Annotated in this window: 13 protein-coding genes; 7 read left to right on the forward strand and 6 right to left on the reverse strand. The window is 70.7% G+C overall.

The window, feature by feature from the left end; all coding sequences use genetic code 11:
• Positions 1-43: 43 nt before the first annotated feature.
• A complete protein-coding gene (gene rlmN, locus SROS_RS09015; protein WP_012888602.1) occupies positions 44-1168 on the forward strand; it encodes a dual-specificity RNA methyltransferase RlmN in 1125 nt (374 codons plus the stop codon).
• A gap of 48 nt (positions 1169-1216) precedes the next feature.
• Here the strand turns inward: rlmN and aspS are convergent, their stop codons facing one another.
• The 4 genes from aspS to SROS_RS09035 form a co-directional block, all read right to left on the reverse strand.
• Positions 1217-2503 carry an aspartate--tRNA(Asn) ligase gene (aspS, locus tag SROS_RS09020; RefSeq protein ID WP_012888603.1) on the reverse strand — a complete coding sequence of 429 codons (1287 nt, stop codon included), beginning with the start codon at positions 2501-2503 and terminating at the stop codon, positions 1217-1219.
• A gap of 588 nt (positions 2504-3091) precedes the next feature.
• Positions 3092-3439 (reverse strand): YbaB/EbfC family nucleoid-associated protein, encoded by a 348-nt coding sequence (locus SROS_RS09025; protein WP_012888605.1) that lies wholly within the window; start codon positions 3437-3439, stop codon positions 3092-3094.
• Between the two features lie 227 nt (positions 3440-3666).
• Positions 3667-4338: a hypothetical protein gene (locus tag SROS_RS09030; RefSeq protein ID WP_012888606.1), complete on the reverse strand. Its 672-nt coding sequence runs from the start codon at positions 4336-4338 to the stop codon at positions 3667-3669.
• A gap of 165 nt (positions 4339-4503) precedes the next feature.
• The gene (locus SROS_RS09035) at positions 4504-5214 is read right to left on the reverse strand and encodes an ATP-binding cassette domain-containing protein (RefSeq protein WP_012888607.1); all 711 of its coding nucleotides are present in this window, start codon (positions 5212-5214) and stop codon (positions 4504-4506) included.
• 89 nt (positions 5215-5303) lie between these two features.
• Between SROS_RS09035 and SROS_RS09040 the strand changes: the two genes are divergently transcribed.
• Entirely contained in the window at positions 5304-6461 is a 1158-nt protein-coding gene (locus SROS_RS09040) for a DivIVA domain-containing protein (RefSeq protein ID WP_012888608.1), read from the forward strand.
• Positions 6462-6744: 283 nt separating this feature from the next.
• Here SROS_RS09040 and SROS_RS09045 read toward each other — a convergent pair whose 3' ends face one another.
• Positions 6745-8199: a PucR family transcriptional regulator gene (locus SROS_RS09045; protein ID WP_245564594.1), complete on the reverse strand. Its 1455-nt coding sequence runs from the start codon at positions 8197-8199 to the stop codon at positions 6745-6747.
• Between the two features lie 111 nt (positions 8200-8310).
• Here SROS_RS09045 and speB point away from each other — a divergent pair, with 111 nt between their 5' ends.
• Positions 8311-9273 carry an agmatinase gene (gene speB, locus SROS_RS09050; RefSeq protein WP_012888610.1) on the forward strand — a complete coding sequence of 321 codons (963 nt, stop codon included), beginning with the start codon at positions 8311-8313 and terminating at the stop codon, positions 9271-9273.
• On the forward strand, positions 9270-10805 hold the full coding sequence (locus SROS_RS09055; protein ID WP_012888611.1) for a purine-cytosine permease family protein: 1536 nt from the start codon (positions 9270-9272) through the stop codon (positions 10803-10805). The genes speB and SROS_RS09055 overlap by 4 nt, the downstream gene beginning before the upstream one ends.
• 18 nt (positions 10806-10823) lie before the next feature.
• On the opposite strand, the gene SROS_RS09060 is transcribed toward SROS_RS09055, so the two are convergent.
• Positions 10824-11318 (reverse strand): Lrp/AsnC family transcriptional regulator, encoded by a 495-nt coding sequence (locus SROS_RS09060; RefSeq protein WP_012888612.1) that lies wholly within the window; start codon positions 11316-11318, stop codon positions 10824-10826.
• 194 nt (positions 11319-11512) lie between these two features.
• Between SROS_RS09060 and SROS_RS09065 the strand changes: the two genes are divergently transcribed.
• From SROS_RS09065 to SROS_RS09075, 3 genes are read left to right on the forward strand one after another with little or no spacing between them, the layout of a single operon-like run.
• Positions 11513-12970, forward strand: coding sequence for a gamma-aminobutyraldehyde dehydrogenase (locus SROS_RS09065; protein WP_012888613.1), 1458 nt, complete (start codon positions 11513-11515; stop codon positions 12968-12970).
• 26 nt (positions 12971-12996) lie between these two features.
• A complete protein-coding gene (locus SROS_RS09070; protein ID WP_012888614.1) occupies positions 12997-14142 on the forward strand; it encodes an ABC transporter ATP-binding protein in 1146 nt (381 codons plus the stop codon).
• A gap of 8 nt (positions 14143-14150) precedes the next feature.
• Complete coding sequence (locus SROS_RS09075) at positions 14151-15392, forward strand: ABC transporter substrate-binding protein (RefSeq protein ID WP_012888615.1); 1242 nt, start codon at positions 14151-14153, stop codon at positions 15390-15392.
• The last annotated feature ends 1 nt before the right edge of the window (position 15393 follow it).

Here is a 15393-nt window from a genome sequence, read left to right on the forward strand (position 1 = left end):
GTCGAGTACCGCTTCGAGTAACCGTCGAGAGAAGGCGTTGGACTTGTCGACTGTCAGCCCGCCCGGGACCCCCGCACCCGGCCAGCTCACCTTCGTGGCGCCTCGCAGGGCGAAGCCCGCGCGCCACCTGGCCGACCTGACCATGGCCGAGCGCCGGGCGGTCGTCGCCGAGCTGGGTGAGAAGCCGTTCCGCGCCGACCAGCTCTCCCGGCACTACTTCGAGAAGCTCAACGGCGATCCCGAGCTCATGACGGACCTGCCGGCCACGGCCAGGGAGAAGTTCGCCGCCGCGCTGTTCCCCAAGCTGCTGACCTCGGTCCGGGAGATGACGACCGACGCCGGCACCACCCGCAAGACCCTGTGGCGGCTGTTCGACGGCGCGCTGGTCGAGTCGGTCCTCATGCGTTACACCGACCGCACCACCATGTGCGTGTCCTCCCAGGCAGGCTGCGGCATGAACTGCCCGTTCTGCGCCACCGGCCAGGCCGGTCTGACCCGCAACATGACCACCGCCGAGATCGTCGAGCAGGTCGTCGCCGGTGCGCGGGCCCTGGCCGCCGGCGAGGTCCCCGGCGGCCCCGGACGGGTCAGCAACGTGGTCTTCATGGGCATGGGCGAGCCGCTGGCCAACTACAAGGCCGTGATCGGCGCCGTGCGCCGGATGGTCGAGCCCTCGCCCGACGGCCTGGGCATCTCCGCCCGGGGCGTCACGGTCTCCACCGTCGGCCTGGTCCCCGCGATCGGCAAGCTCGCCGCCGAGGGACTGCCGGTGACGCTGGCGCTCTCCCTGCACGCGCCCGACGACGAGCTCCGCGACACCCTGGTGCCGATCAACACCCGCTGGAAGGTCGCCGAGGTCCTCGACGCGGCCTGGAACTACGCGGCCACGACCAAGCGCCGCGTCTCCATCGAGTACGCGTTGATCAAGGACATCAACGACCAGGAATGGCGGGCCGACCTGCTCGGCAAGCTCATCAAGAACAAGCTGGTGCACGTCAACCTGATCCCGCTCAACCCCACCCCCGGCTCGAAGTGGACGGCCTCCCGTCCCGAGGACGAGCGGGCCTTCGTCCGCCGCCTGGAGTTCCACGGCGTCCCGGTGACCGTCCGCGACACCCGGGGCCGCGAGATCGACGGCGCCTGCGGCCAGCTCGCCGCCGCCGAGTAGCCCTCCCGCCCGCCGTACGGGGGACCGTACGGCGGGCGCGAAGAACCTCTACGGCGTCAGGCGGTGCAGGTCCCGGGGGAACAGCGTGGTCTGCCTGATGTTGGCGGCCCCCGTCAACCGTGAGGTCCAGCGCTCCAGGCCGATCGCGAAGCCACCGTGCGGAGGCATGCCGTGGGCGAAGGCGGCCAGATAGCCCGCATACGCCTGCGGGTCCTCGCCCCGGACGGCCAGCGCCGCGAGGTAGTCGGCGTGCCGGTGCAGCCGCTGCCCGCCGGTGACCAGCTCCAGCCCCCGGAAGAGCAGGTCGAAGCTCCGCGAGAACTCCGGTCGTTCCGGGTCCGGGTGCGTGTAGAAGGGGCGTTTGACCATCGGGTAACCGGTGACGAACAGGAACTCCGAGCCGTGCTCGCGCAACGCCCACTCACCCAGCCAGCGCTCGTGCGCGGGGGCGAGGTCGGGCTCCCCTCGCGGGTCCTCACCGGTGTGCCGGGCCAGCAGTTCCTGCGCGTCGGCGAAGTGGATCGCCGGGATCTCCCCGGGGACCTCGGGCGGTTCGATCCCCAGCAGTTCCAGGGCCCCGGTGGCCCGCTCGGCCGCCGCCGCGTGCATGCCCGCCAGGGCCTCCCGCAGCACCGCCATCACGTCGCGGTGGTCGCGGACGAATCCCAGCTCGGCGTCCAGGCTGGTGTACTGCGCCAGATGCCGGGCGGTGTCGTGCGGCTCGGCCCGGAAGACCGGTCCCACCTCGTAGACCCGCTCGAAGACCCCGACCAGCGCCTGCTTGAAGAACTGCGGCGACTGGGCGAGGAAGGCGGGACGGCCGAAGTAGTCGATGCCGAACACGTTGGCCCCCGACTCGGTGGCGGTGCCGACGATCTTCGGAGTCTGGCTCTCGACGAACCCGAGCCCGTCCAGTGCGGCGCGGAACCCGGCGACGCCGGCCGCGGCGATCTCGAAGGGCGCCCGTAGCCGGGGATGGCGGAGCGCGACCGGGGCGTGGTCGAGGACCGTCGGCAGCGTCGCCGGGACCGTGGGCCGGTAGAGGTCGAACGGCGGCGGCTCCACCGCCTCGGCCAGCACCTCGATCGTCGGACCGGTCAGCTCGGCGCCGCCCGGGGCCTGCGGGTTCGCGACCACGGTGCCACTGATCTGCAGGACCGTCTCCTCGGGGTACGGCACGGGCTGGCCGAGCACGACCTGGGCGAGGCCGGAGCGGTCACGGATCACGAGGAAGGAGACGGACTTCAGGTCGCGGCGGCGATGCAGCCAACCGGCAAGACGGACATGGCGGCCGACGTGCCGGGGCAGGTCGGCGGCGAGGACTCGATGGATCATCACATTCCCTCACGGAGCATGAACTGATCCCTTGGGAGTGCGGGCGAGAAGGGAACTCGCGGTGCCACCGCACTTTCGCCACCGCCGCTCGGTGGACCCGGTGAGGCGGCGGCCTCGTTCTGGCCCGGTGACGGGGGCCGGCCGGCGGGGCATTGGACCCGGCCGGCATGCGGCGGGCCGTTCCTCCCCGCGCTCAGGAGTGTCTTCGCCCGGGGGTGCGAGGCCACCTTCGCAGCTACCGGTGGCTCTCTGACCCGCGCTGTTCCCGGACTACTCGTCTCCGTCGACGCGTTGGCAGCAACCTAGGTCACCTGCGGCCGGACCGCAACCAGGTTTGACTGGACCGCCCTGGCCGTCTCCGACCCCGCCCCACTCGGTGGTCAACTCCTCGGAGCCACCGCACAGCGCGCCGATGAATTCCTGATAGGGGCCGGCGAACTCCGGATAGGGCAACGGATTTCCGTCGCCCATCTGTGCTCGGAGGCTCTGGTGGGACTGCTGCTGCTCGTCTGTCAGCGTACGGAACCTCTGGCCGGATGCCTGCCGACCATCCATATCCCATGCGATCTCATCGTTTGTCGTGACATCTCACCTTTCCTCCAGGCGGCGAAGTGTCTCGTCGAGGCTCGCCGTCAATCGGGCGAAATCGTGGGCGGCCTGGACCTCCATGTCGTCCAGGCGGCGCATGAACTCCTCCGGGAGCACGCCCTCCTCGGGGGACGCGGCGGGCTCGCCCATCCGCTCCAGCCGATCCTGCTGCGCCGCCCGTACGGCGGAGACGATATGGTCCGCCAGGTCCTGGGACCCGAAACGCATCGCCCGCGCGTCCAGCCGCAGCCTGGCCAGCAGGCCGTCCTCGCTCACGACGGCGCCCACCAATCCTCCGGCGGCCTCTCCGGTGCCGGTGAGCTCGTCACCTTCGGGTGTCGCGGTCACGTCATCACTCCAGCCTCGCATGCCACTTACGACGCACCAGAATCAAAGGTATTAAATCGCCATGTCTCGCCGCTGACCATCGGCGCGGCAACATGTTGATCATGCGAGGTCCGGGGCCACGCCGGGGCCGGCCGTTCCCTCGTCGAAGTCCTCGGAAGCGGGCGGCGGGGCCTCGGGCCGTCCCGGACAGACGGCCCCGGGAGCCGGCTCGGCCGATGCCCGGCCGCTCAGGGGCGGGTACGGCGCAGCCGTACGTAGGCGGCCACTCCGGCGACGCTCCAGAAGAGCGTCGCGGCGGCGAGCATGGGCAGGGCCTCGCCGAGCGCGCCGTCGTTCGCCGCGCGCATCCACGGCATGATCGGCACCGTGAAACGGCCCACCGGGGTGAGGCTGATCAGCAGCAGGGCCAGGTAGCCGCCGAACAGGGCCAGCATCGAGGCGGCGGGGGAGGGCAGGATCGGCCTGCTGGTCAGCGTGCCCAGCGCCGTCCCGGCAATCAGGCCGAGCAGGTGCAGCGCGATGCCCTGGGCCAGGTCGCCAGGGGACGGCATGGCGGCGAAGCCGATGACCAGCGGCATCGCGACCGCGATCGCCGCCATCCCGAGGTTGACGGCGAGCGCGGCGAGCAGGCCGGCGCCGACCTCCCGGCCGGGCCTGCCGGCCGCCGTCATCGAGATCAGCCGCTGCGTCGCCGGCTCGGTGTCGAGCAGTCCCCGGGCGGCCCAGGCGAAGACGACGACGAGCAGCCCGGCCGAGTCGGCATAGGAGGACAGCTCGCTGCCCGGCGGGACCGCCGAGGAGTAGAAGACGGCCAGCATCGCGAACAGCCCGATCATCGGCTGGAAAAGCCGGTGTGACCGGGCGTAGGCGGCCAGCTTGAAGCGGACGAGGGCGGTCATCGGCCCCTCCCGGGCATGCGCCGCGTGCCGGTGTGCCGCGGGGAGATCATCGGTGCGCTCCGGCCGCCGGGGGCCGGTGCGCCGTGGTGGGAGGCTTCTCGGAGCCGGAGCCGGAGCCGGAGCCGGAGCCGGAGGCATGGGTATCCGGCGGAGATGTTCCGGCCGTCACGAGGCCCGCCTGGTGGTATAGCCGTCGGCGCGGAGTTTCTGCTCGACCTCGTCGGCCTCGGCGGCGTCCACGAGCACCTCGATGACCGCCTGTGCCGGCCGCTCGCCGGTCTGGGCGGTGACCGCGCCGGCGCCGACCAGCCAGTGGTCGGCCCCCGGGAAGTTCTGGAGCTGGTTCTGGTGGTCGCTGACCACGACCGTCCCGCCGCCCGCGGCGATCTCGCCGATGATGACGGGGAGTTCGATGCGGGTCTGCTCGTCCAGCCCGGCGAAGGGCTCGTCCAGGATCAGCAGGCCGGGTGGGGCCAGCAGCGACTGGATCAGCCCGACCTTCTGGGCGCTGCCCTTGGACAGGTCGCCGACCGGCTGGTCCATCAGGTGGGTGGCGTTCAGCCGTCCGGCCAGCTCGCCGGCCGAGGCGGGGGAGACGCCCCGGACCCTGGCCATGTGGGTCAGGTAGGCGGTGACGGTGAACGGCTGGTCCACGGGGAAGACATCGGGGGCGTAGCCGACGACGCGGGGCCGGTCGGCGACCGTGCCCCGGGTCGGGGGGATGATCCCGGCGAGCAGGCGCAGCAGGGTGGACTTGCCCGCGCCGTTGCGGCCGGTGACCTCGATGACGGAACCCGGGCGGAGCGTGAGCTCGACGTCCCGCAGGATCCAGGGGCTGCGGCGTGAGTATCGGAAGGACACTTGGGAAAGCCGCATAGGCCGTCACCCTACCGCGATCACTCGCTTTACCGGCCGTGTCCTATCAGAATGGGGACACCGAAAACGGGACGAGAAGGGATCCGGGGTTGAATCGTTTTCCACGGGTGCTGGGAGTGCGTGCCGGATATGACCCCGACCAGGTCGATGCCCTGATCCGTCGGATCGAGGGCACCCTCGGCCGGGGTTCCCTGGACGGCGAGCCGATCACCGCCGACGAGATCCGCGACGCCCGGTTCCGCACGAAACTCGGCGGCTACAACGAGATGGCCGTGGACTTCGCGCTGGAGGCCTTCATCGTGGCGGTCGAGACCCGGCCCGCCGAGAGCCACAGGCCGGTGCCGCCCCGACCGCGGCCGAGGCGAGAGCGGCCGCCCGTGCCCGCCGGGGAGAGCCCGGGGTCCGCCGAGCTCCGTGCGCCCGCCGGAGAGGACGTCCGGGCCGGTGAGCTCCGTACGGCCGCCGGAGAGGACGTCCGGGCCGGTGAGCTTCGTACGGCCGCCGGGGAGAGCGGGTGGGGCGGTGAGCCCCACGCGCCTGCCGGGGAGGCCGAGTGGGGCGGTGAGCCTCATATATCCGCTGGTGAGGACAGGTGGGCCGGTGAGTCTCACACGCCTGCCTGGGAGGACGTCCGGGCCGGTGAGTTCCGTACGGCCGCCGGGGAGGGCGGGTGGGGCGGTGAGCCACACATGTCCGCCGGAGAAGGCATCCGGGGCGATGAGCCGCATATGTTCGCCGGGGAGAGCGGGTGGGCCGGTGAGCCACACATGTCCGCCGGGGAGGACGTCCGGGGCGGTGAGCCGCGTATGTCCGCCGGGCAGGCCGGATGGGCGGATGGGTCTTATGTGCCCGCCGGTGGTCTCCCGTCCGCTGCCGATCCTCGGTCCCCAGCCGATCCTTGGTCCGCCGGTGAGGGGGCGCGGGCCGGTGACTTCCCGCCCGCGGCCGAGGAGGCGCCCGCGGCGTTCGAGGAGCATGTGACGTCCGAGGAGCACACGGCCAGGGTGGAGCGGGCCGCCTTCCGGGCGGGACGGCTGGGCATGGGCTACAACGAGGACCAGGTGGACGCCTTCCTCGACCGGGTCGTCGCCACCCTGCGCGGCACGACCGACCAGCCCCTCACGCCCGGCGACGTGCGCGCCGCCAGGTTCGCCACGGTGATACTCAAGCCCGGCTACGCCGTCAGCGAGGTGGACGAGTTCCTCACCGACCTCGCCGGTGTCCTGGAGGCGCACCTCGGCCGGTGACGCCGGACCGCGCCGTGGCATTCCGGTGGCGCCGGGCCGTCGCATCGCCATGACTCCGGGCCGTTCCGTCACGTCCACTCCGGGCCGTCGCATCGCTTCGACTCCGGGCCGTTCCGTCACGCCGGCGCCGGGCCGTCCCATCGCCGCGACGCCGGTCCGTCCCATCACGCTGCGCCGGTCCGTCGCATCACGCCGGCTCCGGGCCGTCGCATCGCGCCGGCTCCGGGCCGTCGCATCGCCGCGACTCCGGTCCGGGTGACGCCAGGACGGCCGGGCGGGTGCCTCAGTCGGTCAGGCCGAGCTGCCCGGCGGCCCGGACCGCCAGCCAGACCTCGGCGAACGCCCCGGTGGACGACAGGTCGCGGCCGGTCAGCGCGGTGAACCTGCGCAGCCGGTAGGCCAGCGTGTTGGGGTGTACGTGCAGCGCCGCCGCCGCGTCCTCGGTGCGCCGGTCCCGCTCCATCCACGTGCGGACCGAGGTCAGCAGCCGGGAGTCGTGGGCCGCGTCGTAGCGGAGCACCTCGCCGAGCACGTGCTCCACCAGCGAGGCCAGCACCGATGGGTCCTCCGGCAGCCACCTTCCGGTGGTGTCGTCGCCGTAGCGGATCAGCGGCTGGCCGGACTCGGCGGCCCGGGACGCCGCCCACGCCGCCTCCCGCTGGGCCACCCGCAGCGACGTCCCGGCCGGGAACGGCCTGCTCATCCCGGCCGCGGCGGCGGGCAGGGCGGCGACGGCCGTACCCAGCTCCGCCGAGCCGAGCACGTGGCGGTCGTCGCCCTGGCGGAGCAGGAGGCAGGGGTGGTCGTCGAGGGCGCGGAGCAGCGCGTCGTCGGGCACTCCGCGGACCGTCAGCAGGACGAGCTCCTCGGCGGGGAGCCCCAGCCGGATCAGCCGTCGCCGGGCCGTGGCCGGGTCGAGCACGTCCTGCAGGAGCTCGGCGAGGATCTCGGCGCCCTCGCGCCGCAGCGTCTCGCGCTCGTGGCGGACCATCGCCACCCGCAGCGCGGCGACGGTGGCGATGTGCTGCACCACCGCCAGCCCGGCGGGCCGCGCGCCCTCCCTCTCGAAGGCGACCAGGAACCCCGCGGGGCCGCCCGGCGCCGGCACCGGCAGCGCGAAACCGCCGGGGATCGTCGGGGGAGCGTCCGCCGACGCCGGAAGCACCCCGGGATCGGGCGCCGGGACGCCGGGCAGCAGCGGGCGCCCCTGCGGCGTGCACAGGTACACCTCGTAGCCGGACAGCCGCTCCAGCCTGCGGAACAGCGTCGCGGTGTCCAGGTCCTCCGAGGCCAGCCAGCGCAGCGCGCCGAAGACCTGGAGCTGCGCGCCGAGCCGCTGCCGGGCGTCCTCCTGCACGGCGGCCGCCACCTCCTGGGCGATGGCGATGAACGGCACCGCCAGCGGCACTTCGAGCACCGGCATGCTCCGCTCCTCGGCCGCGGCGAAGAACGCCTCGTGCAGCGGCGGCACGTGGAGCTGCGCGGACAGGGCCAGCCCGGACACCCCGGCGTCGTCGAGCCGTTCGAGGTAGGCCCGCTGCCGCGCGGCGGAGCGGGGGATCGCGATGCCCGTCGTCATGATGACCTCGGCACCGAGCAGCCAGGGGGTGGGGTCGTCGAGCTCGCTGACGTGCGCCCAGGAGACCGACCGCGTCAGCCCGGCCTCACCGGCCATGACACGCAGTTGCAGGGCGGGGAACCGGGTCAGGTCCTCGACGGTGAGTTTGTGTTCAGCCACAAGAAACACCGTAGCTCTTCGTTGACCACACAGTTGCATAGAGTGGGCGAAACATCGCAGACTGACCCAAACATCTCTCTGACCAGGTATTTCGCGAAAGGACCGCGCCGCATGACCGAGACCCGGGGGCCCGTCGACTCCTCCCGCATCCCGCGTTTCGCGGGCCCGGCCACCTTCGCGCGGCTGCCGCGTCTGGACGAGGTCGGCCGCTGCGACGTGGCCGTGGTCGGAGTGCCCTTCGACAGCGGGGTCTCCTACCGGCCCGGCGCCCGTTTCGGCCCCTCGGCCGTCCGCGAGGCCAGCCGCCTGCTCCGGCCGTACCACCCGGGCCTGGACGTCTCGCCGTTCGCCGCGCTGCAGGTGGCCGACGCCGGCGACATCGCCTGCAACCCGTTCGACATCGGCGAGGCGGTCGAGACGATCGAGCACGCCGCGGGCGAGCTCCAGGACACCGGGGCTCGGCTGGTGACGATCGGCGGCGACCACACGATCGCGCTGCCCCTGCTCCGCTCCCTCGCCAGGAGGCACGGTCCGGTGGCGCTGCTCCACTTCGACGCCCACCTCGACACCTGGGACACCTACTTCGGCGCCGAGTACACCCACGGCACGCCGTTCCGCCGGGCCGTCGAGGAGGGCATTCTCGACACCGAGGCGCTCAGTCACGTCGGCACGCGCGGCCCGCTGTACGGCAAGAAGGACCTCGAAGACGACAGGCGCCTGGGCTTCGGCGTCGTGACCTCGGCCGACGTGATGCGCCGGGGTGTGGACGAGGTCGTGGACGCGCTCAGGCAGCGGATCGGCGGCCGCCCGCTGTACCTGTCCATCGACATCGACGTGCTCGACCCCGCGCACGCCCCCGGCACCGGCACCCCGGAGGCGGGCGGCCTGACCAGCCGCGAGCTGCTGGAGATCCTGCGCGGCCTGGCCGGGGCCAACCTGGTCGGGGCCGACGTGGTCGAGGTCGCCCCCGCCTACGACCACGCCGAGATCACCTCGGTCGCCGCCTCCCACGTCGCCTACGACCTCGTCAGCCTGCTGGCCCTGTCCGCGCCCTCCCTGGAGAAGACCCCATGAGCCAGCCCCCCTCCATCACCGAGATCGAGCAGTACGGCGTCGAGCGCATCCCGGACGCCGACCGCACCGCCCGCCCGCTCGACCTGTTCCGCCTGGCGTTCGGCGGCGCGAACACCTTCGCCACGTGCGTGCTCGGCGCGTTCCCCATCCTGTTCGGCCTCTCCTTCTGGCAGGGGCTCTCGGCGACCCTGCTGGGCCTGGTGGTCGGCTCGCTGATCCTCGCGCCGCTGGCCGTCTTCGGCCCGGTGAACGGCACCAACAATGCCGTCTCCTCCTCGGCGCACCTGGGCGTGCACGGCCGTGTGGTCGGCTCGTTCCTGTCCCTGCTGACCGCGATCGCGTTCTTCTCGATCTCGGTCTGGTCCTCCGGCGACGCCCTGGTCGGCGGCGCGCACCGGCTGGTCGGCCTGCCGGAGTCCGGTTTCTCCTACGGCCTGGCGTACGCGCTGTTCGCCGGGCTGGTCCTGGCCGTCTGCGTGTACGGCTTCCGCTTCATGCTGCTGGTCAACAAGGTCGCGGTGGTGGCCGCCTCGGTGCTGTTCGTGCTCGGCGCCTTCGCCTTCGCCGGCGACTTCGACCCCTCCTACCCGGGGGTGTTCGCCTCCACGGCCGATCCGGCGTTCTGGCCGTCGTTCATCGGCGCCGCCCTGATCGTGCTCTCCAACCCGATCTCCTTCGGCGCCTTCCTCGGCGACTGGTCGCGCTACATCCCCGCGGCGACGCCCCGCACCCGGGTGATGGGCGCGGCCTTCCTGGCCCAGCTGGCCACGATCCTGCCGTTCTTCTTCGGCCTGGCCACCGCCTCGATCATCGCGACCAAGGCCGCCGAGTACGTCGACCCGGCCGCCCCCAACTACGTCGGCGGCCTGCTGGCGGTCTCACCCGGCTGGTACTTCCTGCCGGTCTGCCTGATCGCCCTGATCGGCGGCATGTCGACCGGCACCACCGCGCTGTACGGCACCGGCCTGGACTTCTCCAGCGTCTTCCCGCGCTTCACCCGGGTGCAGGCGACGGTGCTCATCGGCGTGCTGTCGATCGGCTTCATCTTCCTCGGCCGGTTCGCGCTCAACCTGACCCAGAGCATCTCCACCTTCGCCACCCTGATCATCACCTGCACCGCTCCCTGGATGGTGATCATGATGCTCGGCTACGTGACCCGCCGGGGCTGGTACGACCCGGAGGCCCTGCAGGTCTTCAACCGCCGCCAGCGCGGCGGGCGCTACTGGTTCACCCATGGCTGGAACTGGCGCGGCATGACCGCCTGGCTCCTCGCCGCGGTCGTGGCCATCCTTTTCGTCAACATCCCCGGCCAGTTCGTCGGCCCGCTCGGCGGCCTCGCCGGCGGCGTCGACATCTCCCTCCCGCTGGGCCTGGCGATCGCGGCCGTGCTCTACCTGGCGCTGCTGGCGTCCTTCCCCGAGCCTCGCGGGGTCTACGGCCCGGCCGGGCCGCGCCTGGTCCGCGCCTCCGACGCCGAGATCCCGGCCATCACCGGTCTCTTGGCCGAGCCCCTGGCGGCGGAGAGGGTGTGAGGCCGTCGCGCGCGGAGGCTAGCGAGTGCCCCAGGAGTAGGTCTGCTTGTGGAGCTTGAGGTAGACGAAGGTCTCCGTCGCGCGCACGGTGGGGATGGCGCGGATCTTGCCGAGGATCTCCAGGAGGTGCTGGTCGCTCTCGCAGACGACCTCGACCATGATGTCGAGGGATCCGGCGGTCAGGACGACGTAGTCGATCTCCGCGATGGCCGACAGCTCGTCGGCCACGATCTCCAGGTCGCCCTCGCACTTGATGCCGATCATGGCCTGGCGGGGGAATCCCAGGGTCAGCGGGTCGGTGACCGCGACGATCTGCATGACTCCCGCGTCGAGCAGGCGCTGGACCCGCTGGCGGACCGCCGCCTCGGACAGGCCCACGGCCTTCCCGATGGCGGCGTACGGCTTGCGCCCGTCGCCCTGCAACTGTTCGACGATCTGCTTGGAGATCTCGTCGAGGACGACGGGACCTGGCCTGGCGTCGTTTTCGCGGCGTACCTTGGGCGGCGTCGTCATCCGCGCTCCCTGGCGTCATGTTGCGGGGCTGTTGCCGTCATGTTGCGGCTCCGATGCGACATGGTGTCAGTTCTTGAGCCTCTGTCAAGCGAATTCGTAGCAATTTGGTATCTTCACAACGAAATCCCTTGTCGCGTGGCACCTACTCTGTAAGAGTCGCGACAACTCGGCCCCACTGTGCAAGGAGGTCAACGTTGACCACCCCGGTTGAGAACCATGAGCCCACCCGTCTGCGCAACTACATCAATGGTGAGTTCGTGGACGCCAAGAGCGGCCGATTCTCCGATGTCATCGACCCCTGCACCGGAGAGGCCTACCTTCAGGCGCCGATCTCCGGTCCGGAGGACGTCGACGAAGCCTACGCCGCCGCAGCCGCCGCCTTCGAGTCGTGGAGTCAGCTCACCCCGGGTGAGCGGGCCAACCTGCTGCTCAAGGTGGCCGACGCCGTCGACGCCCGCGCCGAGGAGCTGAACGAGGCCGAGTGCCTCAACACCGGCAAGCCGCGTGCCCGCATGGCCGAGGACGAGACTCCGGTGGCCGCCGACCACTTCCGCTTCTTCGCGGGCGCGGCGCGCACCCTGGAGGGCCCGACGTCGGGCGAGTTCCTCGCCGACCACACCTCCGTCATCCGGCACGAGCCGATCGGCGTCGTGGGCCAGGTCACGCCCTGGAACTACCCGATGATGATGGCGGTCTGGAAGATCGCCCCCGCGCTCGCCGCGGGCAACACCATCGTGCTCAAGCCCTCCGACACCACCCCGGTCTCCACGGTCAAGCTGGCCGAGATCCTCGGGGAGATCCTGCCGAAGGGCGTCTTCAACGTCGTCGTCGGCGACCGCGAGACCGGCGCCCTCGTCGTCGGCCACCCGACCGCGCAGATGGTCGCGATCACCGGTTCGGTCGGTGCGGGCATGGCCGTGGCCAAGTCCGCGGCCGAGGACCTCAAGCGGGTCCACCTGGAGCTCGGCGGCAAGGCCCCCGTCGTCGTCTTCGACGACGTCAAGGACCTCAAGGCCGCCGCCGAGGCCATCGCCACGGCCGGTCTCTACAACGGCGGCCAGGACTGCACCGCGGCCTGCCGCGTGCTGGTCCACGAGGACGTCCACGACGAGTTCGTGGCCGCGCTCACCGAGGCGGCCGCGGGCACCGTGACCGGCGACCTGTCCAACGAGGACGCCCTCTACGGCCCGCTCAACAACGCCGGCCAGCTCGCCCGCGTCGCGGCCTTCTTCGACCGGGTCCCCGGCCACGCCAAGGTCCTGACCGGCGGTCACCAGGTCGGCGACAAGGGCTACTTCTTCGCTCCCACCATCGTCGACGGCCTCCAGCAGGACGACGAGATGGTGCAGAACGAGGTCTTCGGGCCCGTCATCACCGTCCAGACCTTCTCCGACGAGGCCGACGCGGTGGCCAAGGCCAACGGCGTCAGGTACGGCCTGTCGAGCTCGGTGTGGACCTCCGACCACGGCCGGGCCATGCGGATGTCGAAGCGTCTCGACTTTGGCGTCGTATGGGTCAACACTCATATCCCGTTTGTCTCAGAGATGCCTCACGGTGGCTTCAAGCACTCCGGATACGGCAAGGACCTTTCCGTCTTCGGGTTGCACGATTACCTCCGCGTTAAGCATGTAATGCACTACATCGGCGAATAGCCGCGAACAGAGGGAATAAGCCTGGTATGACCGATATCCAGGCGGGTACGGAGGCGGCCGCCGCCGCCTCCACCTCCGCCCAGGTGCCCGCCATCGAGCTCGACGGAGTCGTCAAGGAGTACCTCGCCCACGGAGAAGTCGTCCAGGCGGTAAAGGGAGTGACCCTGACGATCACCGAGGGCGAGTTCTTCTCGCTCCTCGGGCCCTCCGGATGCGGCAAGACCACCACGATGCGCATGATCGCCGGGTTCGAGGATCCGTCGCGCGGCACGGTGCGGCTGCACGGCCAGGACGTGACCAACGTCCCTCCCAACAAGCGCGACGTGAACATGGTGTTCCAGTCCTACGCGCTGTTCCCGCACATGAACGTCTGGGAGAACGTCGCCTTCGGCCTCAGGCGCAAGAAGATCGGCGAGGCCGAGATCAAGCGGCGCGTCGGCGAGATGCTGGAGATCGTGGCCCTCACCGGCCGCGAGAAGCGCCGCCCCCGGGAGATGTCCGGCGGCCAGCAGCAGCGGGTCGCCCTGGCCCGCGCCCTCGTCAACAAGCCCCGCGCGCTCCTGCTGGACGAGCCCCTGGGCGCCCTGGACCTCAAGCTCCGCCAGGCCATGCAGATCGAGCTCAAGCGGATCCAGCGCGAGGTCGGCATCACGTTCGTCTACGTCACGCACGACCAGAGCGAGGCGCTCACCATGAGCGACCGCATCGCCGTCATGAACGACGGCCTGGTCGAGCAGCTCGCCTCGCCCCGCGAGATCTACGAGAGCCCGTCCACCGCGTTCGTGGCGGGCTTCATCGGCACCTCCAACCTCCTCAGCGGCACCGTGGACCGGATCGTCTCCGGCTCCGCCGTACTGAGGCTGGGGCAGGAGGGCCGGGTCCTGGTGGCGGGGGACGGTTTCCAGGTCGCCGATCCGGTCGCGGTCACCGTGCGCCCCGAGAAGATCACCATCTCCACGGAGGAGCCGGCGGGCGACCTCAGCGTCGTGCCGGGCATCGTGTCCGAAGTGGTCTACTTGGGCCTTTACAACAGTTACGCGGTGAGCCTGGCAGATGGTGCCGAGGTCACCGTGTTCCAGCAGAACGCGCTTGACAGCACGAGTACGGCAGAACGCGGTGACGCCGTCTGGTTGTCGTGGCAGCCGCGCCACTCGTACGCGATCGGAAGTTGAGTACCGCCATGCACCACTCACATGACCCGGCCTTCCTGCGGGGTATGACGCAGAGCCGCTCGATCACCCGTCGTGACGCCTTCCGCCTGGCCGGGCTGTCCGCGGCGGGCCTGGCCCTCGCCGGCTGCGGCGTCCAGGGCAAGAAGGTGGAGCCGCCCAAGGTGGACGCCGTCGCCGACTTCTGGGCCTCCCAGAAGAAGAACGACATCCTGCGCTTCGCCAACTGGCCGCTCTACATCGACAAGGACGGCAAGAGGTATCCGTCCCTGGAGATGTTCACCGCCGACACCGGCATCAAGGTGACCTACCAGGAAGCCATCCAGGACAACACCACGTTCTTCGGCAAGGTCCAGCCGCTGCTCGCCGCCAACAACGACATCGGCTACGACCTGATGGTCCTGACGAACGGCCTGCAGCTCAGCAAGGCAATCGCCCTGGGCTACCTGGTCCCGCTGGACCACTCCAAGCTGCCGAACTTCGCGGCCAACGCGGCCCAGAAGGTCAAGAACCCGACCTGGGACCCGAACAACACCCACACGATCCCGTGGACCGTCGGCCTGACCGGCATCGCCTACAACCCCAAGTACGTGGACGAGGTCACGAGCATCCAGGACCTCTGGAACCCCAAGTACAAGGGCAAGGTCGGCATGATGCTCGACACCCAGGAGGTGGCCAACTTCGGCATGTTCTCCCTGGGCATCGACCCCGACAAGTCGACCGAGGCCGACTGGCGGAAGGCCGGGGAGAAGCTCAAGGCGCAGCGCGACGCGGGGCTGGTGCGCAAGTACTACGAGAACGACTACGTCGACGCCCTCGTCCGGGGCGACGTGTGGATCACCATGGCCTGGTCGGGTGACATCTTCCAGCAGGTCGCCGAGGGCAAGGACCTCAAGTTCGTGGTGCCCGAGGAGGGCGGCACGATCTGGACCGACAACATGTGCATCCCCAAGACCGCGCAGAACCCGCTGGACGCCCTGATGCTGATGGACTACGTCTACCAGCCCAAGATCGCCACGATGCTGGTCGAGTACATCAACTACATCACCCCGGTGCCCGCCACCAAGGATCTGATCCTCGCCGACGCCGCCCAGGCCAAGGGCGACGACAAGGCCTCGCTGGAGCAGATCGCCAAGAGCCCGCTGATCTTCCCCTCCGAGGCCGACATGGCCAAGCTGCGCTCCTACAAGACGCTGACCACGGCCGAGGAGAAGGTCTTCGAGTCCATCTTCCAACCCGTCACCCAGGGCTGAC

Origin of the sequence: Streptosporangium roseum DSM 43021, from assembly GCF_000024865.1 — a bacterium.
Classification (GTDB): Bacteria; Actinomycetota; Actinomycetes; order Streptosporangiales; family Streptosporangiaceae; genus Streptosporangium; species Streptosporangium roseum.

Excerpts from the sequence above, each read along its gene's own strand:
- aspS (WP_012888603.1), bottom strand. The coding sequence starts at position 2,503 with ATGATCCATCGAGTCCTCGCCGCCGACCTGCCCCGGCACGTCGGCCGC.
- SROS_RS09070 (WP_012888614.1), top strand. The coding sequence starts at position 12,997 with ATGACCGATATCCAGGCGGGTACGGAGGCGGCCGCCGCCGCCTCCACC.
- SROS_RS09060 (WP_012888612.1), bottom strand. The coding sequence starts at position 11,318 with ATGACGACGCCGCCCAAGGTACGCCGCGAAAACGACGCCAGGCCAGGT.
- speB (WP_012888610.1), top strand. The coding sequence starts at position 8,311 with ATGACCGAGACCCGGGGGCCCGTCGACTCCTCCCGCATCCCGCGTTTC.
- SROS_RS09075 (WP_012888615.1), top strand. The coding sequence starts at position 14,151 with ATGCACCACTCACATGACCCGGCCTTCCTGCGGGGTATGACGCAGAGC.
- SROS_RS09035 (WP_012888607.1), bottom strand. The coding sequence starts at position 5,214 with ATGCGGCTTTCCCAAGTGTCCTTCCGATACTCACGCCGCAGCCCCTGG.
- SROS_RS09055 (WP_012888611.1), top strand. The coding sequence starts at position 9,270 with ATGAGCCAGCCCCCCTCCATCACCGAGATCGAGCAGTACGGCGTCGAG.
- SROS_RS09030 (WP_012888606.1), bottom strand. The coding sequence starts at position 4,338 with ATGACCGCCCTCGTCCGCTTCAAGCTGGCCGCCTACGCCCGGTCACAC.